20 protein-coding genes are annotated in these 23,528 nt (G+C 60.6%); 15 read left to right on the plus strand and 5 right to left on the minus strand.

All coding sequences use genetic code 11. The features are described 5' to 3' along the window. On the plus strand, window positions 1–990 hold the full coding sequence (locus ABDZ98_RS06740) for a FecR family protein (RefSeq protein WP_160590037.1): 990 nt from the start codon (window positions 1–3) through the stop codon (window positions 988–990). A 38-nt stretch (window positions 991–1,028) separates the two neighbouring features. Here ABDZ98_RS06740 and ABDZ98_RS06745 read toward each other — a convergent pair whose 3' ends face one another. Beyond that, window positions 1,029–3,269 (minus strand): CHASE2 domain-containing protein, encoded by a 2,241-nt coding sequence (locus ABDZ98_RS06745; protein WP_160590035.1) that lies wholly within the window; start codon window positions 3,267–3,269, stop codon window positions 1,029–1,031. Window positions 3,270–3,376: 107 nt separating this feature from the next. Here ABDZ98_RS06745 and ABDZ98_RS06750 point away from each other — a divergent pair, with 107 nt between their 5' ends. The 6 genes from ABDZ98_RS06750 to ABDZ98_RS06775 all read left to right on the plus strand — a co-directional run bounded on the left by ABDZ98_RS06750 (window position 3,377) and on the right by ABDZ98_RS06775 (window position 7,911). Further along, a complete protein-coding gene (locus ABDZ98_RS06750; RefSeq protein ID WP_337190155.1) occupies window positions 3,377–3,598 on the plus strand; it encodes an RHS repeat-associated core domain-containing protein in 222 nt (73 codons plus the stop codon). 416 nt (window positions 3,599–4,014) lie between these two features. Continuing rightward, complete coding sequence (locus ABDZ98_RS06755; RefSeq protein WP_160590034.1) at window positions 4,015–4,500, plus strand: hypothetical protein; 486 nt, start codon at window positions 4,015–4,017, stop codon at window positions 4,498–4,500. A gap of 96 nt (window positions 4,501–4,596) precedes the next feature. Next, window positions 4,597–5,301: an RHS repeat-associated core domain-containing protein gene (locus ABDZ98_RS06760; RefSeq protein WP_343808899.1), complete on the plus strand. Its 705-nt coding sequence runs from the start codon at window positions 4,597–4,599 to the stop codon at window positions 5,299–5,301. 22 nt (window positions 5,302–5,323) lie between these two features. Beyond that, window positions 5,324–5,599: a hypothetical protein gene (locus tag ABDZ98_RS06765; RefSeq protein WP_160590032.1), complete on the plus strand. Its 276-nt coding sequence runs from the start codon at window positions 5,324–5,326 to the stop codon at window positions 5,597–5,599. Between the two features lie 676 nt (window positions 5,600–6,275). Beyond that, the gene (locus tag ABDZ98_RS06770; protein ID WP_160590030.1) at window positions 6,276–6,491 is read left to right on the plus strand and encodes a glutathione S-transferase N-terminal domain-containing protein; all 216 of its coding nucleotides are present in this window, start codon (window positions 6,276–6,278) and stop codon (window positions 6,489–6,491) included. Between the two features lie 34 nt (window positions 6,492–6,525). Beyond that, the gene (locus ABDZ98_RS06775) at window positions 6,526–7,911 is read left to right on the plus strand and encodes an MFS transporter (RefSeq protein ID WP_160590028.1); all 1,386 of its coding nucleotides are present in this window, start codon (window positions 6,526–6,528) and stop codon (window positions 7,909–7,911) included. A gap of 86 nt (window positions 7,912–7,997) precedes the next feature. On the opposite strand, the gene ABDZ98_RS06780 is transcribed toward ABDZ98_RS06775, so the two are convergent. Together ABDZ98_RS06780 and ABDZ98_RS06785 are read right to left on the minus strand one after the other, a co-directional pair. Beyond that, entirely contained in the window at window positions 7,998–8,912 is a 915-nt protein-coding gene (locus ABDZ98_RS06780; RefSeq protein WP_160590027.1) for an SDR family NAD(P)-dependent oxidoreductase, read from the minus strand. Further along, window positions 8,909–9,820: an SDR family NAD(P)-dependent oxidoreductase gene (locus ABDZ98_RS06785; RefSeq protein WP_160590025.1), complete on the minus strand. Its 912-nt coding sequence runs from the start codon at window positions 9,818–9,820 to the stop codon at window positions 8,909–8,911. Before ABDZ98_RS06785 ends, ABDZ98_RS06780 begins: the two co-directional genes overlap by 4 nt. A 102-nt stretch (window positions 9,821–9,922) precedes the next feature. Here ABDZ98_RS06785 and ABDZ98_RS06790 point away from each other — a divergent pair, with 102 nt between their 5' ends. From ABDZ98_RS06790 to ABDZ98_RS06800, 3 genes are all read left to right on the plus strand, one after another. Then, window positions 9,923–10,639, plus strand: coding sequence for a glutathione S-transferase family protein (locus ABDZ98_RS06790; protein ID WP_160590023.1), 717 nt, complete (start codon window positions 9,923–9,925; stop codon window positions 10,637–10,639). 108 nt (window positions 10,640–10,747) lie between these two features. Further along, entirely contained in the window at window positions 10,748–11,239 is a 492-nt protein-coding gene (locus tag ABDZ98_RS06795; protein WP_160590021.1) for a cupin domain-containing protein, read from the plus strand. A 17-nt stretch (window positions 11,240–11,256) separates the two neighbouring features. Further along, on the plus strand, window positions 11,257–12,258 hold the full coding sequence (locus tag ABDZ98_RS06800) for a hydroxyquinol 1,2-dioxygenase (protein WP_160590020.1): 1,002 nt from the start codon (window positions 11,257–11,259) through the stop codon (window positions 12,256–12,258). A 9-nt stretch (window positions 12,259–12,267) separates the two neighbouring features. Here ABDZ98_RS06800 and ABDZ98_RS06805 read toward each other — a convergent pair whose 3' ends face one another. Both ABDZ98_RS06805 and ABDZ98_RS06810 read right to left on the minus strand, forming a co-directional pair. Next, entirely contained in the window at window positions 12,268–13,626 is a 1,359-nt protein-coding gene (locus ABDZ98_RS06805; RefSeq protein WP_160590019.1) for a sigma-54-dependent transcriptional regulator, read from the minus strand. After that, window positions 13,623–15,305 (minus strand): sensor histidine kinase, encoded by a 1,683-nt coding sequence (locus ABDZ98_RS06810; RefSeq protein ID WP_160590017.1) that lies wholly within the window; start codon window positions 15,303–15,305, stop codon window positions 13,623–13,625. The genes ABDZ98_RS06805 and ABDZ98_RS06810 overlap by 4 nt, the downstream gene beginning before the upstream one ends. Before the next feature lie 201 nt (window positions 15,306–15,506). Here ABDZ98_RS06810 and ABDZ98_RS06815 point away from each other — a divergent pair, with 201 nt between their 5' ends. The 5 genes from ABDZ98_RS06815 (at window position 15,507) to ABDZ98_RS06835 (ending at window position 23,490) form a co-directional block, all read left to right on the plus strand. Then, window positions 15,507–16,904, plus strand: a complete 1,398-nt coding sequence (locus ABDZ98_RS06815) for a dicarboxylate/amino acid:cation symporter (protein WP_160590016.1) — start codon at window positions 15,507–15,509, stop codon at window positions 16,902–16,904. Then, complete coding sequence (locus ABDZ98_RS06820) at window positions 16,901–17,842, plus strand: alpha/beta hydrolase (RefSeq protein ID WP_160590014.1); 942 nt, start codon at window positions 16,901–16,903, stop codon at window positions 17,840–17,842. Before ABDZ98_RS06815 ends, ABDZ98_RS06820 begins: the two co-directional genes overlap by 4 nt. A gap of 23 nt (window positions 17,843–17,865) precedes the next feature. Beyond that, on the plus strand, window positions 17,866–20,970 hold the full coding sequence (locus ABDZ98_RS06825) for a TonB-dependent receptor domain-containing protein (protein ID WP_160590013.1): 3,105 nt from the start codon (window positions 17,866–17,868) through the stop codon (window positions 20,968–20,970). Window positions 20,971–21,044: 74 nt separating this feature from the next. Further along, on the plus strand, window positions 21,045–22,151 hold the full coding sequence (locus tag ABDZ98_RS06830; RefSeq protein ID WP_160590011.1) for a M14 family metallopeptidase: 1,107 nt from the start codon (window positions 21,045–21,047) through the stop codon (window positions 22,149–22,151). Between the two features lie 589 nt (window positions 22,152–22,740). Then, window positions 22,741–23,490, plus strand: a complete 750-nt coding sequence (locus ABDZ98_RS06835) for a hypothetical protein (protein ID WP_160590010.1) — start codon at window positions 22,741–22,743, stop codon at window positions 23,488–23,490. Window positions 23,491–23,528 lie beyond the last annotated feature (38 nt).

The following is a 23,528-nucleotide window of genomic DNA, read 5'->3' on the forward strand; positions in this document are numbered from 1 at the left end:
ATGGCAAGACCCAACCGTTTTCTCACCCTGCTGGCCTGTGGCAGCATGCTCTCCTCCACGCTTCTGGCCGCGCCGGCAGCCGCGCAGCGGGTGGAAGTGGGCAATGCCGCCACTGTGGTGGGCGAGGTGCGGCTGAGCAATGACCAGATCAGGAACCCGCAGGAGATACAGCGCCGCCAGCGCCTCGCCTGGGGCGATCAGATCGACACCGGCAGACGCTCGCAATTGCAGATATTGCTGCTCGACCGCTCCACCTTCGGCATTGGTGCGCGATCCAGCATGCGGATCGATCGCTTCGTCTATGACCCTGAAGAAGGGCGATCGATGTTCGTCACCTTCATCAAGGGCGCGCTGCGGTATTTTTCCGGCAGGCAGGAGGGGGAAAACACCGCCGATATCCAGACCCCGTCCGGCCGCATCGGTATTCGCGGCACCGCGCTGGACGTGCTTGTGGGCAAGGATGCCGAGAACATCGCCGAGGATGAGCAATTCGTCGGCAACGTGCGCAGCAATGACGATGAAGCCACTCTGGTGGTCCTGCGCGGACCTGGTGCGCAGACGGCTGGCGAGCTGACCGTCGGACTGGTGGAGGTGGAGGCCGCAGGCGTGACCGTGGTGCTGGATCAGCCGGGGCTGGCCGCATATATCCCGCGCAACGGTGCGCCGCCTATCGGGCCATTCCGGATATCGGATGCAGGTCTGGCCAAGGTGCAGGACGAGATTTCCCCGTCGGTCGCGCGCGCTGCCGATGGCGGCGGATTGCTGGATACGCTGCTGCCGGTTGCCGTTGGTGCCATTGCGGTTGGTGTACTGGTGGCGACAACCGGCGGTGGTGATGATGACCGTCCCCCCACGCAGGGCAGCGGGCAGACCCCGGATACAGCCGGCCAGCCCGGCGCCAATGATTATCCCGATTACCCTCCAAACACTGCCGGAACCAGCCCGAACAGCACCAGTGACACGGGCGGATCGAACAACCAGATCGATTGACGCAGGACGGCGGGTAGTGAGCAACGAATAGGCGGAGGCTATTTCTCCGTCGCCTGGAAAACGCCGTCCCAGCCTTCTCCCGGCGGGGCAGCGCGCAGCGCAGCGATGCGCCGGGCAAACAGGCTGTGCAGGCCGGGAACGCACAAGGCCTGATAATCGGCCAGACCGCCTGCCAGCGCCGTCTCCGCCGCGTCCCATTGCTGCGCGCGGTATGCTGCCAGCATGGCCGCATGCGCCCGTGCCAGCCGGATAAAGCGCTCGTCCGCCAGCAGATCCGCGTCACCCAGCAGGGCGAACAGCTTGGCGGGCGCGGCGCGGCCGACCACGCGCACATTGTCGATCTCGAACACAGCGAAGCCGTCCAGCTTCTGCACCAGCGCGTTGCCGGCGATGATCGGTACGCCATATTGCTTGGTCAGCCCCTCCAGCCGCGCGGCGACGTTCACCGTGTCACCGATCAGCGAATAGGACAGCCTCTGGCGCGATCCCATATTGCCCACGCAGCACAGGCCTGAATTGAGGCCGATGCCGATCTTCACCTCTCCCGGCCAGACAGCCCCTTCGCGGCCCGGCATGGTGCGGTTCAGCTCATTGGTGGCGGCGATCATCGCCAGGGCAGCGCGTGCGGCGTTGCGGTGATGGTCCGGATCGTCGAGCGGGGCGTTCCAGAAAGCGAGGATGGCATCGCCGATATACTTGTCCAGCGTGGCCCGGTGGGCGAGCAATATGTCGCTCATCGGGGTGAGGAAATCGATCAGGAAATCGATCACCTGACGCGGGGAATAGCGCTCTGAAATGCTGGAGAAGCCGCGGATGTCACACATCAGCACGCTCATGTCGCGCTCCTCCCCGCCCAGTTCCAGCTTGCTGGGATCGGCGGCGATCTGGCGGACCATTTCGGGCGAGAGGAAACGGTCGAAGGCCGCGTGGATATAGCTGCGCTGGCGCTCCTCGCGGTAGAACACCATCACCGTCTGCACGCCATAGATTACCACCAGCGCCAGCACCGGATAGGTGGGATCGAGCAGGTAATTCGCGCTGGTGAAGGCAAACCAGCTGCCCGCCGCCACCGCCGCCATTCCCGCCATTGCCGCCAATGCCCCCAGCGCCGCGCCCAGCCGGGGCAGCAGCAGCGCCAGCCCTGCGCCCAGCAGCACCACCAGCACGCGTTCAAGGCCGATGGCCCAGTCTGGCCGCTCCAGAAAATGGCCGGACAGGATCTGCTCCGCCGCTGCGGCGTGGACGGTCACACCCGCAATCCGCTCGCTCAGCGGAGTGGAGACGAGGTCCTGCAGGCCCACCGCGCTGCCGCCGACGAAGACGATCTTGCCCGCCACCTCCCGCGCCAGATCCTGATCGCTCAGGGCGCCGCTGATGATCGGTCCGGCGGGGATCATCTTGCGCTGGCCCGGTTCGGGATAATGCACCCACATCTCGCCTGCGTCATTCACCGGTATCTCTATGCCATCCAGCCGCACGGACACTGCCGCGCCGGGGGCAGAGGCGTTCTCCCCGCTACCATCGCTGGCCACCAGATTGGGCGATCCGGCATCGCGCGCCACGCGCACCGCTTCCAATGACAGCGACGGAACCAGCACTCCGCGATGGATGGCCACCAATGGCACGCGCCGCACGATCCCGTCGGCATCGTTATCCAGGCTGAGCGAGCCATTGCCCGCCGCCGCCTGCTCCAGCACCGGCAGCGGCTGCAAGGATCCGGCATAGCTTCTGACATGCGCCGTTGGCAGCGATCCGTGTAGGGTGAAGCTGGCCACAGGCTCGATATCGCGGCCACGCTGCGCTGCTTCCAGGAAGAAACCGGTCACCACCGGCACGGTGGAGAAACTCTCGGCGAACAGCGCATCATTGCTGGGCAGGCCGGCCAGAGCCTCGCTCAATGCCGTGCCGCGGCCCAATTGTTCATAGCGCGCGGCGATGTTGGCGGGCGATGTCCGGTCAGCTTCCGAGAACACGATGTCATAGGCGACCACCGCCGCCCCGGCCTCTCCCAACCGGCGGGTAAGCTGCGCCAGTTCGGTGCGCGGCCACGGCCACTGGCCCAGCTGCGCAATCGCCTCCTCGTCTATGTCGACAACGGCCACGCCCTGGGGTGCGCTATCCTGATTGGGAGCCAGCACCTGAAACGCATCGAATATCTGCATGCGCACACGCTGCAGCGGTGCGCTGTCCGCCAGTTGCAGCAACACCACCAATGCCAGCGCGGAAAAGCCGGCCAGTTGCGGCCCAAACTTCTCCAGCCGTGCAAGAAATGCTGCCATTGGCCCTCCCCACGGGCGATCAGGCAAACAGCGTATGATCGCGCGGAGGCAGCGTATGATCGCACGGAGGCGAATGCAAATCCCATGACAGACTGGCACAGTATTCCGTGCCCGCCGCCACCAACTCCGGGCGGTTCCAGTATACCGGGCAGGCATGGCTTCCCGAACTGGGCCTCTATTATTATAAGGCGCGCATGTACTCGCCCACGCCAGGCCGCTTCATGCAGACCGATCCGATTGGCTATGCCGACGGGATGAACATTCCCAATATTTTCTTCCAAGCTCCGAGGAATAATGACAATTCGGTTGCTCCTTCTGAGGCGCCGTGAAGTGATGACATCTGCTCCATTCAAGAGCGACGTCAGCGACACGAGGATGCTGTAGCAGAATCTGCGCTTGCCGTCCGTTCCCCTGGTTACTTAATTGTAACAAATGTTTCCTTTCGCGTGATTTTTTTAGGGACCAGACGGAAATTTGATTTCACCGCCAAGTTGTCGAGCAGTTGCCGACTTCGTCGCTTATCGTCCAGGTGCCGAGGGTCCTGGCAGTAGGTTTATCGTAGAAGTGAAGACGGGCAATGCATGCCTAAGCGCCAATCAAAGCCAAGTGTATCCAGATGATGGATCAAGGATTTTACTCCCAGTAGGAGCAAAAGCATTCGCCGCAGGCTACGAACCTGGCGCACCAATATTCACGCTGCCGATTGATTTAAAAATTGAAAGATGCCCATAAATTGAAATTGGACATGAACAAATACGAGCAATTCTTAGACGGGTTAGGCATGACATTGTGCCTAAGGAGCTTCACCGATTTTGGAGAGGTCTTCGTCCGGGCAATTGACCAAAACTTCTCATACCAAATTGTAATTAGTGGGAATGCGCGATTTCTAGAGATTTTGATGCAGATTACGATGAATGAAAAGCGAGGTGGAGTATTGCGAACTGCTGCTGACATCGCGCGTCAGAAGCAGATCGACTGTTATCCAAGCACTCCAATTCTAACGCGTTCGTTTTCTGATATGAAAACGAATATGTCTCTAGCTCAAGCCTATCAATCTGCCAATCTTGATTACTTATCTGCACATACTGACGAAATCTGCGATCTTTTGGAGGTTGCTCAAGAGCAATTTACAGATCCAGAATCAGAGAAAACGGGATGGAATTTCTCGCACGTTCCCAAAAGTCGGAAGGAGTATTTTGAGTCCGTATACAATTACCACAAATCCGAATGATGCTGGAGTTGAATTTTTCTGCGACTCCAAAAGAGTCACGGTGACAGGTGCAATAATCCCTAATTATCAACGCTCTGCGGAGGCAGCGATATTCGCATCAACACCTATGATGATTATGGCGTGCCCGCCGCCCCCAACTCTGGGCGGTTCCAGTATACCGGGCAGGCATGGCTTCCCGAACTGGGCCTCTATTACTATAAGGCGCGCATGTACTCGCCCACGCCAGGCCGCTTCATGCAGACCGATCCGATTGGCTATGCCGATGGAAGTGTGGTAGCCGATATTATCGTGATTGGTTGCAGGAACTACAATTCTGTTCCGCTCGGTGGCGGGTTTGGCGGAGCCGGATTGTTTGGTTTCTCAGATCCATTTGACGGCCATCTTGCCGAGTATGAAGAGCAATTGGCTCGAGATACAATTGTAGTAACGGCTAAGCGAGATGATGGGCCCACAGTCTTTGTCACGGCTGATGCCGTGGCGCCGCAAAGTGTTGAGGCTGAGCTTCCTTATGACCGGCGACCTGGGTCTAACAATGTCTTAGATGGGTGCACCGGAGTGCCGGACATTTTTCCTCGGTCGTGCGCTGCACATGATGTCTGCTACCAAACGCGGGGAATTCCTCGGGGCCAATGTGATCGAGAATTTCACGCCAATATGCATGTGGAAAGGCCGGAACTATTCGAGCCGCTTCTACGCCCACCTAGCTCTCCCAATATTACTCCCGTTGCGCCTCAAGAAACCTATTTCGTAGGTGTGCGGCTCTTTGGGGGGGATTGCAAGGTAGCTAGGCGGGTTGTTTGAATAATCCAATCGGAACATGGGCATGGATTTAGCCGCTTACGCCGTTGCTGTTGTTATGTCGGTCATCTCGGTGACGGTGTTCAGGATGATCACAAGTATACGATGGGCAGTTAAGCTGCCTCTCGCCGTTATTTCTGCTTTGACCGTAACGGAGATCATTGCCGTTGGCTTCATATACCCCTCCATAGGTTCCACCTATGGCATCGCAATCATGTTTCATCTTATCGTCATATCGATTACCGCCCTCGTCACCTTTGGTATTTTGTCGCAGCGAACACATTCGAATGACAAAAGTTGAAAAGATATTATTGGCCTTATGGTTGTTCGTTGAGCTTCCATACATTGCTGCTGGATGGATATACAACGGAGGGATCGGTCTGTATCTTCTTCGAAGAGACCCTAATCAATTTGACGTTGTAGATATTTCAGTAGAGATTCTAGTCTCTTACGGGATACCAATTTACATAGCTCTGGCGATATCGATCAGGTTCATCCGCCGTTGAAGTTATCACGATCGACTACCGAACCGCGCCGCAAAGTGTGAATGTGGGTGATAGCTGGGCAAACCTGCCTGCGGCTCATGATCCACGTGTCCAACAGCGCGCCATTAGTGCACTCAATAGTTCGCTATCTAATTACGGTGACAGGTGCAATAACCCCCAATAATTGACGCTCCGCGGAGGCCGCGCTCTTCGCTCCCAACGGCTCGGCTTCCTCGCATTGTCCTTCCCGGTATTCCGCATCATGTCACCCAGCGCGGTAGCCGGCGTGAGCAGACGTTTTTTGAGGACGGCGATTATGCGCTCTATCTCGATCTTGTGGCCGATGCTTTGGAGGCAGGCGACCGAATTGAACGGATCGGCCTTGCGCGCCCAGCCTGTCAAAGTCGCACCCGGCACGCCATTGTTTGACAGGCATCGGGCCCCAACCTAGACCTTTCGCGAATGCCTGCCAAAGGCATGAGGGAGAGGGGAATGCTCGAGGTTTTGACCTGGGAGCCTGACGCCAATTCGGGCAAGCCGCTGCTTTGCCTGCATGACAAGGGCGTGCCTTTCACCCACCGCTATATCGACATGGGGCAGGGCCGGCATGTCTCTCCCGAATTTCTCGCCATCGATCCTGCCGCGACGATCCCGGCAGTGGCGCACATGCCAATCATTGCCGCGATGGGTCCGGAACTGTGCCGCTGAGGCTGACCGGGAACTGAGTTTGGGGGGAGAGCCGATGGCGAGTGTTGTTGCACATGTTGTTGCACAGGGGGAGAGCGCTTTGCCGCGCGGGCAAGAGCCGTATCCGCCCTCTGGCCAGGGCTGGTATGCGGTTGGCATATTGGCGCTCACCACCACCTTCGCCATGCTGGACCAGGGCATTTTGGGTCTGCTGATCCAGCAGATCATCGTCGATTTCGGGCTGACAGACACGCAGGCAAGCCTGCTGCTGGGTCCGGCCTTCGTGCTGTTTTATGTGGTGCTGGGCGTGCCCCTGTCGGTGCTGATCGATCGCTGGCGGCGCACATGGATCATCTCTGTGGGCATTTTCGTGTGGAGCGCGGCCACGGCAGCCTGCGGACTGGCGAGCAACTTTGTCCAGCTGTTCATCGCCCGCTTCGTGGTGGGCGCGGGTGAGGCGGTGAACGGCCCGGCGGCCTATTCCATCGTGGCCGATTACTTCCCGCGTGACAAATTGCCGCGCGCGGTGGCGACCTTGCAGATCGGCTCTGTCGCGGGCAGCGGATTGTCGCTGCTGCTGGGCGGGGCGATGATCTGGATGGTTGCCAATATCGGCAATCCGGTGCTGCCGCTGGTCGGCCAGTTGCAGCCCTGGCAGGTGGTGTTCCTGGGCGTTGGCCTGCCGGGCATACTGGTCTCGCTGCTGTTGCTGACGGTCAAGGAACCGCCGCGCCGGATGATCAGGTCGCAGGTCTCGCAGGTTCCGGTGATCGGCGCGGTCAAATATATGTGGGCCAAGTTCCCCATATTCGGCCCGATGTTCATCGGCCTCACGCTCGGCTCGCTCGATGCCGGCGGGCGGGCATGGGGGGCCGCATTCTTTGAACGCACCTATGGCTGGCCGCCGTCCACATATGGCATGGTATCGGGCGTGGTCTCCATCGTGGCGATGCTGCTGGGGCTGTATCTGGGCGCCAAATGGGTCGACTGGTTCCAGGCGCGCGGCAAGATGGACGGGGCCTATCGCGTCATTCTCTACACCCGCTTCTTCGCCATTCCCTTCGCCATTCTGATGCCGATGATGCCCACACCCGAACTGGCGGTGGCGTTCAACGCGGTGGCCATGCTGACGCTGGGGATGACCGGGCCGATGCTGAATGCGGTGATGCTGATCATCACCCCCAATCAGGTGCGCGGGCAGGTGATGGCGCTGTACCTGTTCATCTTCACCGTGATTGGCCAGGGCCTCTCACCGGTGATTACCGGGGCGACCACCGATTACATCTTCACGTCGCCCGATGACCTGCGCTGGTCGATCATGCTGTTGCACATCATCTTCCTGCCCGCCGCACTGGTGGTGACATGGCTGGGGCTGAAGCCGTTCCGGCAGGAAGTGGACCGGCTCAATGCCGAAGATGCGGCTGAAGCTGCAAGCGCATGACCGGCGCTTCACGGTGGTGGATGAGGAGCGCCAGCAAGCCTTCGCTTTCGCCTGATCCAGGGTGGCTTGGTCAAAGACCGCCGAAGTTATTTCTCTGAATAGATCGGGCTTCCCACCAGGCCGGGTATCAAATCCTGCGCGGTCCTGGTGCGTGCTGCGTCCTCGCCCATCGCGCGCATCACCGCATCGAAACGCTGCTGCACGCCGGGGCGATATTCGGGCGCGGTGAAGATGTAGAGCGCATTGTCCCTGATTCCCTGCAGCACGATTTCGCCCGCTTCTTCCGGGCTGGCGGTCAGGCTTTGCAGCCGTGCCAGATCATCCTCGCTGAAATTGAAACCGGGCGGCGGGCCGCTGGGCGCGTCTTCCTGCTGCGCGTTGGCAAAGCGACCGGGACGGGTGGCCTCATAATCGCGGAGATTGCTGCGCACCCCGCCGGGGCAGAATGCCGATACGCCTATGCCTTCGGGTGCCAGCTCAGCGCGCAGGGCTTCGGAAAAGCCGACCACGGCAAACTTGGTCGCCACATAGATCCCGGCACCGCTATATTGCAGAATGCCGGCCATGCTGGCGGTATTGACCACGTGCCCGCCTTCACCATGCGCGCGGATGCGCGGCAGCCATGTGTGCACGCCGTTGAACAGCGAATTGATGTTGATATCGACCGCCCAGTCCCAGTCCTGATAGCTGGCCTTGCCGATGGATTTGGCCATGCCGATCCCGGCATTGTTGCACAGCACGTGCAGATTGCCCAAGGCGCTCTCCACCTGCTGTGCGGCTTCTTCATAGGCGTCACGGTCGGTGACATCGAGCGTGAGGAAAATGGCATTGTTCGCCAGCCCCGCATCGGCCATTTCCGCGCGCGCCTGATCCAGATGATCCTCGCGAATATCGGCGATGGCCACTTTCATGCCGGCCCCGGCGAAGGACTTGGCCATGCCCAGCCCGATGCCGCTGGCGCCGCCGGTGACAAAGGCGGTCTTGCCCGCAACATCCTTCATGACCGGCGCTCCCCGTCCGCAACATCGCCCAGCGCATCGGCCACGGCCCTGGCTTCCGCAGTCATCTTCGCGCGGCGCAATTCGCCTTCCCTGCGCCTGTCGTCGATTTCATAATCGGTGGGGAAGGCGGCCAGCATCTCGTCAAAATAGGCGGCCACTTCATCGCGAAATTCGCCGTGGGGGAAGATATACAGCTGGTTGTCCTCTATCGCGCGGGCCACGATTTCACCGATTTCGGCGGTCGACATGCCTGCCTCTATCGGATCGCGCTTTTCGCTGCTGACAGCTTCGCCCCCATGCGCCTTGCGGTACAGATCGCCCGCCGTCATGGCGCGCGTCTGGGTCATGCCAGGGCACAGCACTGACGCGCCGATCCTGTATGGTGCCAGCGCCAGCCGCAGCGCATCCGTCATGCCCCTGATGGCGAATTTGCTGGTGGCATATATGCCCGCAAATGCGGGGACCGGGATCATGCCCGCCATCGAACTGGTGTTGACCACATGCCCGCCTTCGCCGTGCGCCTTCATGCCGGGCAGGAAGGTGATCAGGCCGTTGATCGTGCCGCCAAGGTTGACGTCCATCACATAGTCCCAGTCTTCGTAGGAAGCCTCGTCAATCGGATTGCGCTGGCTGACCCCCACATTGTTGCACAGCACGTGCACATTGCCGAAAGTGGCGGCGGTGCGCTGCTGCGCATCGGCCATGGCGGCGCGGTCGGTCACATCCAGTTGCAGGCACATCACCCGGTTGGTGTGGCCCAGTTCACCCGCGGCTTCATCCAGATGGTTTTGCAGCAGGTCCGCCAGCACCACATTCATGCCGCGAGCCAGGAAGGCGCGGGCCATGCCAAGGCCAATCCCGCTGCCACCGCCGGTGATAACGGCCGTCCTGCCGGAGAATTCGCGCATCAATCCCTCTCCCGTGCGGCTTGTCTTGCCACGTGCTCACACACTAAGATGAAAGCAGCTGATTGCCACAAGGAAAATCGGCCGGAATATCGGGGACGGGGAATGCTTTCACTTTACCATTTCGGACCAGTGGCCAATTCACTTACCCCGCTATTGTGCCTGCTGGAAAAGGGGCTGGCATTTGAAAACCGCCTGCTCAATTCTCGCAATTGGGAGCATCACGATCCCGCCTTCCGCAAGATCAGCCCCGAAGGCATGGTGCCGGTGCTGGTGCATGACGGGCGCGTGGTGCGCGAATCCACCGTGATCAATGAATATCTGGAGGATGTCTTCACCGACAATCCGCTGCGCCCCGCCGATATGTGGGAGCGAGCGGAAATGCGCGTGTGGACCAAATATGTGGATGAGTATTTCTGCCCCGCGCTCACCGTGCTGGGCGCACATGGCGCAACGCCCTTTGCATCGAAGATAGACAAGGCGGAAATGGCGCAGCGGCTGGCCAACATGCCCAATGCCGAAGTGCGCGCAAAGTGGGAGAAAGTGTCCAGCACCGGCTTCAGCGAGGCAGAGCTGGAGGACGCGCGCCGCCGCCTCGGCAATGTGGCGTACAAGCTGGAGGGGCAGCTGGCGCACGGGCAGGACTGGCTGCTGGGCGAGCAATATACGCTGGCCGATATCAAATGGTATTCGATGGTGCCCGGCCTGCCGCGCATGATGCCCGCTATCTGCAACCCGGAGGCAACGCCTGCGATCATGGCCTGGCTGGAGCGTATGGTCGGCCGCGAGGCGGTGCGGCAGCTGGAGGGTTTCCACCCCTAGCTGCGCGCTCCTGCATCAAGGGCCGCTTTGCGCATTGCCCTTTGTCCGCCTTCAATGATAGCTTCGCTTCCAGATCGGCAAACTACCGGCACATGGGAGGGGCTTACATTGGCCTATAATACGCGCATCGGATCGCTCGATTCCTACACCAAGGGTGTGATCGAGCTGAAGGACGACCTGCAGAAATACGCTTTTTCCAACATCTTCGAAGTGGCGGGCGCGGCCAAGCCATTTGAACGGATCGCGGTGGCGCAGAACCTTGAATATGTGGCTGAAGCGATGCGGGTGGAAGGCGATTCCCCGTGGTATGTCGCCCCGCATGATGAATTCGCCATCGTGATGGACGGGGAAGTCACCTTTCGCTTCATCAAGATGCAGGATGACCAGCTCCCCAGCCATGAAGGCGGCGCCATGCAGCTGGGCGCGCAGCCCAATGGCCCGGTGATGGGCAAGGTCACCGCGCGGCGCGGACACCAGGTGCTGCTGCCCAAAGGCGCGGCCTACCAGATGGGCTCGGCCGCGCCGGCAGTCACGCTGATCCAGACCATGGACGGGCCGGTAACGGTCAAGCGCTGGTCTGAAATCTGCACGCTGGATTGACGGGAAAGGACAAGGCAATGGACGCAATTACCACCCCCGATAGCACCAAGGTCATCTCGACCGGCACCGATCCCGATACCGGCTATGACAGCTTCCGACTCGGCAATTTTGAATTCACCCGCGATGAATATTTCGCCCACATCAAATGGCCCAAGGGCAGCCATATCATCGAGGTCGACCGCTTCCTGCGGGCGATGGTGCGCGATATCGGCTGGGGCTTCTTCTACGGCTGGATCTTCTTCGACGATATTTTCGGCACCACCAATCACTACGGCACGGTGGACATGTTCGCCGGCTCCTATGACCGCGGGTACAAGGACCAGGGGCTGGATTATCTGGAAACCTTCGATGCGCAGGTGATCAGCGAGGCGTTTGAGACGATCTCGCGCAACTGGATCAACGAAGGCTATGATCCGCTGAGCGCGCCGCTGGAAACCGGCACGCCGATCGGCCCCAAGACGGTTGAGCGCACGGACGAGCTGGTGCGCGGCTTCCGTCCGGCGGAACGCATGCTGGGCCTTGAAGGCGATGCACCCGTTCGCTCCGACGCAACCGGCCATCCGATCAACCGCGCCTTTGCCGATATGGAATTCGACACGCCCGATATCGAATGCGAGCCGGGCTTTGAGGGCCAGCTGCATGCAATCAACCTGTTCGACCATATCGCCCGCGCAGATGTGACGTGGAACCCGTCCTTCACCGCCATTACCGGGGCCAGCATCTGCTGCGTGACATCGGAAGAGCACATGCTGCCGGTGATCCACGGCAATGACCGGAACGAATGGTTCATCCAGCTGACCGACGAAATTCACTGGAACATTGCGGACAAGGCCACCGGCGCGCCGCGTGGCCGGATCGTGATGAAGGCGGGCGATGTGTGCGCCATGCCGGCAGACATTCGCCATCAGGGCTTCTCGCCCAAGCGATCGATGCTGATGGTGATGGAAAACGGCACGCCCGGTCTGGAAAAGCGCTACGAATCCGGCGAGCTGAAACCCTATCCGGTCGATTTCGGGTAAGTTGGCGGCCTAGCTTTCGGAACGGAAATCTGCGGGTCTCAGGCCGTATCGGGCCAGCTTGTCATACAGCGTCTTGCGCTGGATTTTCAGGCTGGCCGCCACCGCCACCGCGCGCCCGCCATTGCGGCGCAGCGCATCTTCCAGCACCGCGCGTTCAAACCGCTCGACCATGCCGCGCAGCGATTGTTCATCCTGCCCGGCGTTTTCGCTGCCGGGAGCGATACGGGCGAACTGTGACAGGCCGAGCACGAAATTGCGGGCAAAGGCGCGCAGTTCGCGCAGGTTGCCGGTCCAGTCATGGCTGGCCAGATGGTGCCATTCCAGCTCGCTGATGGGCTGGGCAACCAGTTCCAGATCACGCTCATATTCGGCCACGAAATGGCGGAATATCTCCGGTATGTCGTCGCGCCGCTCTGCCAGCGTGGGCAGGGTGATCCTGATTCCGGACAGGCGGTGAAACAGCGACGTGGCCACGGCGGAGGCGGTGGGCAGGCCTTCGCCGTGGCGGGTGGCAGAGATTACGCGGATATTCACATTGCGCGGCCGGTCTGCGCCGATGGGCAGGACCGTGCGGCTTTCCACCATGCTCAGCAGCCGCGCCTGTATCGCCTCGGGCATGGTGGCGATCTCGTCCAGGAACAGCGTGCCGCCATTGGCCTTTTCTATCAGGCCAAGGCGCGACAGGCCGGAATAGGATTGGCCACTGCCCGGATCGCGTCCGAAGATCAGCAGTTCGGCATCCTCATGCGCCACGATCCCGGCATCGATGGTGATGAACGGGCGGCGATGGCGCGGCCCCAGATCGTGAATCTGCCGCGCCACGAAGTTCTTGCCCGTGCCGCTTGCGCCCGCGATCATCAGGTCGATATCGGCGGCGGCAACGTCTGCGATCATGCGGCTCAGCCTTTCGGCCTGTTGCGATGATCCCAGCACGCGCGGCGGTACGCGCCCGGCCAGTTCGCTACGCAATTTGCGGTTTTCGATCACCAGCGCGCGCTTGTCCGCAGCGCGGCGGATGGCATCGAACAATTGCCCGCTGGAATAAGGCTTGGTCAGGAAGTCGGCGGCACCGTCCTTCATCGCCTCCACCGCCATCGCCACATCGCCGTGCCCGGTGGTGAAGATCAGCGGCAGGTCCGCATCGCGCCGCCGGACCTCGTCAAAGAACTCCAGCCCGTCCATGCCCGGCAAGCGGATGTCGCTGACGATGACGCCGGGGAAATCCGCCTCCAGCCTGCGCAGCGCCGATGCGGCATTGCCGTGCGCTTCGACCTGAAAGCCCTCCAGCTCAAGGCCCTGCACAGTGGCCTCTCGCAGCGTCTCGTCATCCTCGACGAAGATCACGCGCGTGTTTGCATCCTCGATCATGCGCGGGGAATCCGCATGGTGAAGTGGGCGCCGCTTGCGCTGCTGCTGGCGGTCAGATCGCCGCCCAGCTCACGCATGATGTCGCGCGATATCACCAGGCCCAGTCCCAGCCCGTCGGCCTTGGTGGTGGCAAACGGCTGGAACAGCTGGTCCATCAGTGCCTCGTCTATCCCCGGTCCGTTGTCGCTGACGGTGAGCAGGCAGTCCTTTTCGTCAGCGACAATGGTGATGGCAATCTCGCCTTCCGGTCCGGCAGCATCGATGGCATTTTGCAGCAGGTTCACCAGCACTTGTTCCAGCCGCACATGTTCCGCCTGGACGATGATGGCCATCGTGTCCTCGGCAGGCAGGACAAGCTGCACCCCAAGGCTCTCCACCCGTTCATGCAGCAGCAGCAGAGCGCCGCGGATGGCCTGGCCGATCTCCATTGCCCGGGGATCAGATGGCTGGCGGCGGCTGAAGCGGCGCAATTCCCCGGTGATGCGGCCGATCCTCTCGGTCAATTCAACGATGCGGGTGAAATTCTGGGCCGCGCCCTGACTGTTGCCCGCCGCGAGCATGCGCGTGCCGTTTTCGGCAAAGACACGCGCGGCGGCGGTGGGCTGGGCGATTTCATGGCCCACACCGGCGGAAATCTGGCCCAGCGTGGCCAGCCGGTTTGCCTGGGTCAGCTGCTCTCGCAAGGTGCGGGTGCGTTCTGCCGCCGCGGCTTCCACGGTGACAAGGCGCTGGCGGCGCAGATACAGCCAGCCCCACACCGCCAGCCCGAGAATGGCCAGCGCGAACAGCAGCAGCAGCCTGCCATTGGCAATCGCGGCCTCCACCTGCGGTGAGGGGTCGACAAGCAGGTGCAGTTCCCACCCGTCAAGCGCGATTGGCTGCTGCGCGTCGAGCAGCGGAGCGGTCAGCACCCGGTCCAGCGTATCCGCCCGGCGAATTTCGAGCGGCTGAAGCGCTTCAATGCCGAACTGCTGGCGGTCGGCTTCCACATCCCGGCCTTCCAGCGCAGCGGGTGTGGCGGCCCGGAAGCGCCAGTCCGGATTGCTGGCGAGCAGCACCACGCCGTCCCTGTCCGTGACATAGACGCCCTCCGTCGCCGCGCGCCAGCTGGCCTCCAGCGTATCGAACTCCACTTTCACCGCGACAATGCCGATGGGGTCCGATGCCGGCCCGATGCGCTGGGCGACATAGAGGCCGGGGCGGCGGCTGACCGTGCCAAGCGCGAACTGCGTGGCGGAGCCTTGCTCCATCGCGGTGCGGAAATAGCGGCGGAAGCGGTAGTTCGATCCCACGAAGCTGGTCGGCAGGCGCCAGTTGCTGGCCGCCAGCGTCTCGCCCTCATCGGTCATCAGATAGATTGCTGCGGCACTGGTCTGCATGGCCAGCGCTTCCAGCCGCTCGTTCATCATCGCGCGCTGGCCGATCTCACCGGACAGGAAGGATTGCACCTGGGGGTCCTGCGCCAGCACCAGCGGCACCAGGATGAACTTGTCCAGTTCGCTTTGCAGGCCGGAGGAAAGGATCGCGGCATCATTGCGCGCCAGCGATCCCGCTTCGGCAATCGCCTGCGTGCGCATCAACCGGTCAATGCCCCACAATAGCAGGCCCGCCAGCACCGCCAGCGCCAGCGTGGCGAGGCCCGATCGGATGCGGGAGGAGGATAGCGAGATAGCGCTCATGACAGGAACACTGTGCGGAAAATCGCACAGGTGTCAAAATATCTGTATATTTTTCCGCACAATTTATCCGCGAAGTTTCTCTAACATATTGTAATACGGCGTTTGTATGGTTCTCCGGCCAACACTTGTTGAGCCGCCACACCTCTGGCTACACTGCGCCAACAAACGCCCGCAAAGGGCAATAGAGGATCGGGAGACACAATGGCGGCGAGCATTTCCGCAGACGGATCAACTGTAGCTGCACCGCGCAAGCCGCTCTACCGCATGCTCTATATCCAGGTGCTGACCGCGATTGTCGCGGGCGCTGTGCTGGGCCATTTCTTCCCCGAACTGGGATCCTCGCTCAAACCGCTGGGTGATGGCTTCATCAAGCTGGTGAAGATGATCATCGCGCCGGTGATCTTCCTGACCGTGGCCACCGGCATTGCCGGGATGAAGGACATGAGCCAGGTGGGCAGCGTGGCGGGCAAGGCGCTCGCCTATTTCCTGTTCTTTTCCACGCTGGCGCTGATCGTCGGCCTGGCGGTGGGCAATATCATCCAGCCGGGGTCCGGCCTCAATATCGATCCCGCCTCGCTTGATGTGGGCGCGGTGGCCAATTACGCGCAGACGGCGGAGGAGCAGACGCTGTCGGGCTTTGTGCTCGACATCATCCCCACCACATTGTTCAGCGCCATGACCGACGGCAAGATCCTGCAGGTGCTGCTGGTATCGATCCTGTCCGGCATCGCGCTGTCCGCCACCCGCCCGCATTCCGACCTGGTACTCGACGTGCTGACTTCGCTGGGTGAGGCGATCTTCAAGCTGGTGCACATGCTGATGAAGTTCGCCCCGATCGGAGCCTTCGGCGCGATTGCCTTCACCATTGGCGAATTCGGCATTGGCTCGCTTGCCAGCCTGGCGGCGCTGGTCGGCACGTTCTACCTCACATCCCTGCTGTTCGTGATCGTGGTGCTGGGCATCACCGCGCGTTTGGCGGGCTTCTCCATCTTCAAGCTGATCAAGTATCTGCGTGAGGAATTGCTGCTGGTGCTGGGCACATCCTCGTCCGAAGCGGCGCTGCCCAGCCTGATGGAAAAGATGGAGATCGCCGGTTGCCGCAAGACCGTGGTCGGGCTGGTGGTGCCCACCGGCTATTCCTTCAATCTGGACGGCACCAATATCTATATGACGCTGGCCGCGCTGTTCATTGCGCAGGCGGTGGGCATCGATCTGTCGCTGGGTGAACAGCTGGCGCTGGTGCTGGTGGCGATGATCAGTTCCAAGGGCGCCGCAGGCGTAACCGGCGCAGGCTTCGTGATCCTGGCGGCCACGCTTTCCGTCGTCCCCACCGTGCCTGTTGCCGGCATGGCGCTGATCCTGGGCATCGACCGCTTCATGAGCGAGTGCCGCGCGCTGACCAATTTCATCGGCAATGCCGTGGCCACCGTGGTTGTGGCCAAGTGGGAAAATGCGCTCGACACAGACAGACTGCGCGCCGCGATGGCGGGCACTCCCATGCTGCTGCCCGAGGAAGATATCGAACGCCACGAACGCAGCGGCCCGCATAGCGAGGCGCTGGCCGAACAGATGGCCGAAGCATTGGAGGGTCCGCGATGATTTCCCGGCGCAACATTCTGCGCAGCACTGCCGGTCTGGCGGGCGCTGCGGCCGTGGCGCGGGTCCAGCCTGCTCTCGCGCACGATCTGGAAGAGATCATGCTGTGGCCGGGCGATCCGCCGGGCAATGGCCGCGTGCGGGGGCCGGAGGAGGTTGGCGGACCGGGCACCGGCTATGGCGCGGTGTCCAATATCTCCACCCCGCGCATGCGCGTCTATCGGCCCAATGTGGCCAACGGCAAGGCCGTGCTGGTGTGCGGTGGCGGCGGCTATTTCCGTATCCAGCTGTGGAAGGAAAGCACGCCCATTGCCAGTCTGCTGGCGCTGAAGGGCTACACGGTGTTCGAGCTGATCTACCGCCTGCCCAATGATGGGTGGGATGCCAGCGCGCCGTTCATGGATGCGCAGCGGGCGATGAAGATCATCCGCTCCCGCGCCGCAGACTTCGGCATCAGGCCGGACCGCATCGGCATCATGGGATTTTCCGCCGGGGGACATCTGGCCGGATATACCGCGCTGCTGCCCGATCAGCAGCTGTATGCCGGCGGTGACAGCCATGAGGCGCAGTCAGCACGGCCCGATTTTTCGGCGCTGCTGTTCCCGGTCGTGTCCATGCGCGCGCCATTCGATACCACGCGCACGCGGCGCGAGATCATTGGCGATGATGCCAATCGCGCGGCGGAGGATGCCTGGTCGCTGGACACGCACGCCAGCGGATCATCGCCGCCCACGCTGATCATTTCGGCAGCGGATGACACCATCACGCCGCCGGGACACGGGATCAGCCTGTTCCAGGCCCTGCGCGCCAGGGGCGCACCGGCGGAACTGCATATCTTCGAGGACGGTGGCCACGGCTGGGGCCTTGGCACCGACAACCAGATCCTGAGTCAATGGCCGGACATTTTCGAAAACTGGATCGGCAAGAGAACATTCGAATGACTTCGATAAAGGGGAATATCGCCATGAGCATTACCACCATCGGCAAGCTGGCCCTGCTGTGCAGCACCAGCCTTGTCGCCACCACCATTTCCGCCAATGCGCAGGACGCGCAGCCCGCGGCCAGCGAGCAGGGCCAGTCGCGCACGCGTGACAATGACGTGATCGTCGTCACCGGCACGCAGATCAAGGGCGCAAAGATCGACGATGTGCTGCCGGTCACCGTGCTTGACGAGACATCGATCGAGGCGATCAACCCGTCTTCGGGCGATGAGCTGTTCCGCGCCATTCCGCAGGCCGGTGCCGTGGCCTTTAACGAGCAGAACACCACCGGCGGTGTGAACAGCGCGCGCGGCGATATCGCCTCGATCAACCTGCGCTCGCTCGGCACGGGCAATACGCTGCTGCTGCTCAATGGCCGCCGCATGGTTCTCGATCCCGGTTTCCAGACGGAACTGCTGGTGCCTGTCGTCTCTCCCGACACCAATTCCATCATGCCGGGCAGCGTGCGCCGCGTGGAAGTGCTGCGCGATGGCGCCTCTGCCATTTACGGCGCCGATGCGGTGGCAGGCGTGGTCAACACCGTGCTGCGCAGCAACCGCGAGGGCGGTTTCATCGAGGGCAATTACCGCTTCTCTGACGGAACCGACTTGTGGAACGGCAGCCTGCGCGGCGGCCTGGGTTTCGATTTCAACGATGGCCGCAGCAATATCACCGTCTATGCCGGCTATTTCCATGAGAACGGCATTCCCGCCAGCGAGCGCTTCTATTCGCAAAGCAGCGATCGCCGCTACGACCCGCGCCTTGTCGGCACGCCGTGGGAGGGTGATAGCGATTTCCGCGGCACTTCCACGCTCACCCCGTGGGGCCAGTTCGACATTCAGGGATCGCGCGCCAGTTCGGCGACCGATATTGGCGACGATGATTTCCAGATCCAGCCAGACAGCTTCTCCGGTTGCCTGCTCGATCTGGGCAATGGCATTTGCGCCGACAATGGCACTTCGGTGGACGTTGACCTGCGCTATGACCTTGATGCCGACCGCACGCTCTATTCTGACAAAGACCGCTATAATGCGTCTGTGCTGTTCAACCATGAACTGACAGAGGCGCTGGAGTTCTATTTCGAAGGCAGCTTCTATCGCACCAAGTCCGAGCGGCTGCGTGAATCAAGCGCCAATCTGACAGCGGTTCCCATCGGCATTTCCCGCAATGCGTACTGGAACCCGTTTGGCCCCGTTACCTTCCCCGATGGTTCGCCCAATCCCAACCGCCTGACCGATGGCATTGACGGCGTATCGAGCAGCGGACGTGACCTGATCATGGAACGCTACCGCGTGATCGATGCCGGGCCGCGTCTGGGCACGGTGGACAAGAATGAGTTCCGCCTCGTCTTCGGCCTGCGCGGTGATTTTGGAGAATGGGATTTCGATACCGGCTTCGTCTATCATCAGGCAAACAAGACCGATCTGACGCGGGGCCGCATATCGACCACCGCTTTCCAGGACCAGATCAACCTCAGCGATCCCAGCGCCTATAATCCGTTCAATGGCGGCTGCTATTACGATGATGGCCGGATTGCGCCTGCCAATGGCGATTGCACACCTAACAGCGATGCCGCGCTCGACCCCATCCGCATCGATGTGTTCCGCAAGGGTGAAACCACTCTGGCGCTGGCCGATTTCAAGGTTTCGCGCGACGATATCTTCACCATTCCCGGCGGCGATGTGGGTGTGGCAGCCGGTGTGGAATTCCGCCGCGAGACCTTTATCGATGATCGCGATCCGCGCCTTGATGGCACGTTCACCTTCACCGATTCAGTAACCGGAGATTTCTTCGGCAGCGATGTGCTGGGCTCCAGCCCGTCACCCGATACCAGCGGCAACCGAGAAGTTTATTCGGGCTTTGCCGAGCTGTTCGTGCCGGTCGTCTCGCCCGAAATGGACATCCCGCTGGTGCAGGATTTCGTGGTCCAGCTGGCTGGCCGGTTCGAACATTTCACCGATATCAAGGAAACCACCGTGGTCCCGCGTATCGCTGCATCGTGGACATTGTTCGATGGCCTGATGGCCCGCGGCGCATGGTCACGCGGCTTCCGTGCGCCCAACCTGGTGCAGGTGAACGATGTGGGCACCACCCGCGTCAACACGCGCGATGATTACGTGCAGTGCTATGCGCAGATCCTGAAGGACGATATCGACACATTCGATGATTGTTCGGGCGAGGGCACCGTATCCCTGCGCACCGGCACCAATGTGCTGAAGCCCGAGGATACCGAAAGCATCAACCTGGGCCTGGTGCTGACACCCGGCTTCATTCCGGGACTGGTGATCACGGCCGATTACTGGCGTGTCCAGCAGGATGGCATCGTCGGCGTGTTCGGTGATGACAATGCCATCGCCCTCGATCTGCTGCGCCGCCTGGACGGCGGATTCAATGAAAACGTGCTGCGCGATGATCCCGATGCAGACCAGATTGCGCTGTTCGAAGGCACGGGTCTGGACGCCGTGGGTGACGTTCGGCAGGTGCTCGATCCCTATCGCAACCTTGACAGCCGCACGGTCAAGGGCTGGGATTTCGGCCTGCAATATGCGGTGCCCGATTTCGGCCTTGGCGATTTCGATGTCGCGCTCAATGCCGCCTATCTCGACAGTTTCTTCCAGTCGCCCGGCGCGGATGGGCAGGAACTTCTCGATGCCGTGGCCGATGGCACATTGCCTGACAGCATCGTCATCAGCGACATCGGCGAGCTTCGTGAGCTGAACGGCCGGCCCAAATGGCGCTGGACCGCGCAGGTCAACTGGAACAATGGCCCCTTCCGCATCAGCTGGTTTGGGCGCTATGTAGGCGGTGTGTTTGATGACAGCGTCACCCAGGATGCCACCGATATCAATGGCGATCCCAATCCCGATCCCGGCTCCTTCTACCGGGTGGATGACTGGTTCGTCATGAATGCGTCGATCAGCTATTCGATCGACAATGATGGCCCGCTGGATGGCACGCGCTTCCGTTTCGGCATCAACAACCTGACCAACAAGGCGCCGCCGCTGGCCGACGAATCCTATGGCTATTTCAGCGATCTGCACGATGGACGCGGCCGCCAGTACACCTTCGAAATCCGCAAGCGCTGGTGACCTGATTGGCTGCATTTGACGCCAGATGGCTGTTAGCCTCGGCAATCCTCCTGGCGGGGGCAGGGTGCACCACCTTGACCCCGCCAGTTGGCGTTTCGGCATCAGCTGCAACCGGCTGCCACACGCAGCAGGCGGCCATTTCGTTCGATTTCGATGGAGCACCGCAGTCCGCCTGCGTGATTGAGGGGGAGCGGCAGTTCGCCATTGTCATCACCCCCGAACACGCCCCGCCGATCAATCCCAGCCCGTGGTATGCCTTTCGCTATGAAGCGCGCGGCAATGCGCCGATCAGCGTGCGGATCGATTATCTGGGTGCGGCCCATCGCTACACGCCCAAGCTGACCACTGCGGAGGGCACCAGCGAGATTTCCGCGCAGAGCGTCGATAATAGCGGAAGCGCCGTGCTCACGCTTCCGCCGGGCAGCGGCACCGTCAGCGCGCAGCCACTGATCGTGCAGCAGGATTATGATCGCCAGCTGGGCCAGCTTTCCGCGCTGGACGGGGTGGAACGCCTTACGCTGGGATATTCCCACACCGGCCTGCCGATAGAGGCGCTGCATTATGGCGACAGCTCCGCGCCCGAACTGATCGTGCTGCTGGGCCGTCAGCATCCGCCCGAAGTGACCGGCGCCTATGCGATGGAGCCCTTTCTGGAACAGGTGCTGGCCCGGCTCGCCAGCGATCCGGCGGCGCACGGGCGCTTCCAGTTGCTGGCCGTGCCGCTGCTCAACCCCGATGGCGTGGCGCGCGGACACTGGCGCGCCAATCTGGGCGGCAAGGACCTCAACCGTGACTGGGGGCTGTTCACCCAGCCGGAAACTGCCGCCGTGGGACGCTGGCTGGATGCCATGCCGCAAACCGCCAGGCCGGTGGTGATGCTGGATTTCCATTCCACCCAGAATAATCTGTTCTATGTTCAGGGCGACGAGGCAAGCGCTCCGCAGCGCCAGTTCCTGTCTCGCTGGCTGGAGGGGCGGGAACAGGAGTTTGCCGGATATCCATTCACCATAGAGCGCCGCAATGCCAACCCGGGATCGGGCACTTCGAAGAACTGGTTCCACGAGGCCTACGACATTCCCGCATACACCTACGAGGTGTCCGACAGCGCCGATCCGCAAGCTGCAGATGCTGCGGCACGGCAGCTGGCCGATGACCTGATCGACGTGCTGCTGCTGGATTGAAACGCTGCTTCGGCAGCGATCCGGACGTCAAAAGCCGACAATTGAAACGCGTCTTTGGTCGCCTGCGAGCGCATGGTGAACCCGCGCTGGTGGCTATCGCGTACAGCCGAAAGAAGGCTTCTGCGTCATCCCTGTCAATCAGGGGGCTATAAAAATGGCTCAATCTCAACAAAAAACAGATAAAATCGCGTGCCTTTAATAAAAATTCCAAAAAGGGAATATTAATATTTAAACATATAAATTGAATTAATTATAGAAGAAACTTGGATATTATAAAATATGATAATGTTATGTACTCAGTATATAAATGAGCAATAGATTGACAATATAATGCTCTGAGAAACAGTCATAAGCATACATAATTATAAAATCACGCAGATAGTTTCCCACTCAACTAAGTATATATTGGTAAGATAAGTATGAGTTTTTGAATATTTCAATATATATTCTACTGTGTAGGAAAAATACTATGAAATAGTTCATAATTAAGGAATCTGTCCCAAATTGGGTGGCAATTTTTGCGTCGATTGACTCTAAAGCAGTATAATATCGATCTGCATCCGAGATGAATTTACTCGGGAGCAAATTGATGGCGAACTCCAAGAAGCGATCCAAAGTATCTGAGCAGCCGGTGGCGGAGCGCCGCTCAAATTCAGACGACTATTTGGCGATTTCGGCGCTTATTGCGTCGATATCGCAGCTAGATGTGGAAACAAACCTGACATCCGCACTTCAGAATATTGCTGATGTGAAGATGCTGAATACCGAGCCGCAAGCTATATCTGAGCAACTTGGCAGAGCTCTCGACGTTGCTTTGGGTATCTACGAAGGGCAGGAAACTTCGCCTGGCGACGAGTGCGGCAACCTACCTTCGGACATAACAACTCCGTGCAACACCTATGATACCAGCATCGCGGATGCCAAATATGCTGATCGCAAGGATCAGGTGGCCGCAAACACGGCCTATAAATCCGCAGTAAACGCCTGGAATACCGCTGTGGCAGTTTACAATGATGCTGTTTCGGCCGCGAAGGTCGATGTCGATCACGCGCAAACAACGGCGATGAATGCGATCGGAGCCAAGTTCAACGACGACAGCAGCAGTCGGTGTGATTTCCTGATCGCCACTCTCAAGACAGACATCGCCACTGCTGTTCAGGCCTATGTCTCGGCTGTCGAAGCTGCCGGTTCGGCCCTGGCATCTGCGGCGGGCACGATGATGACCGCCTATGTCACCTACATCGGTGCCACCGAAAACACAGTGGTGGCCAAACTGCTGACCACAGCAACCGCCGAACAGACCTTCTGGCAGAGCGTCGAATCCATTCGCGATCAGTGATCCCGGCTTTCAGCCGGCGATCCTGAATCCGCCTGATC

It is taken from the genome of Alteraurantiacibacter aestuarii (genome assembly GCF_039523595.1).
In the GTDB taxonomy this organism is placed as follows: Bacteria; Pseudomonadota; Alphaproteobacteria; order Sphingomonadales; family Sphingomonadaceae; genus Alteraurantiacibacter; species Alteraurantiacibacter aestuarii.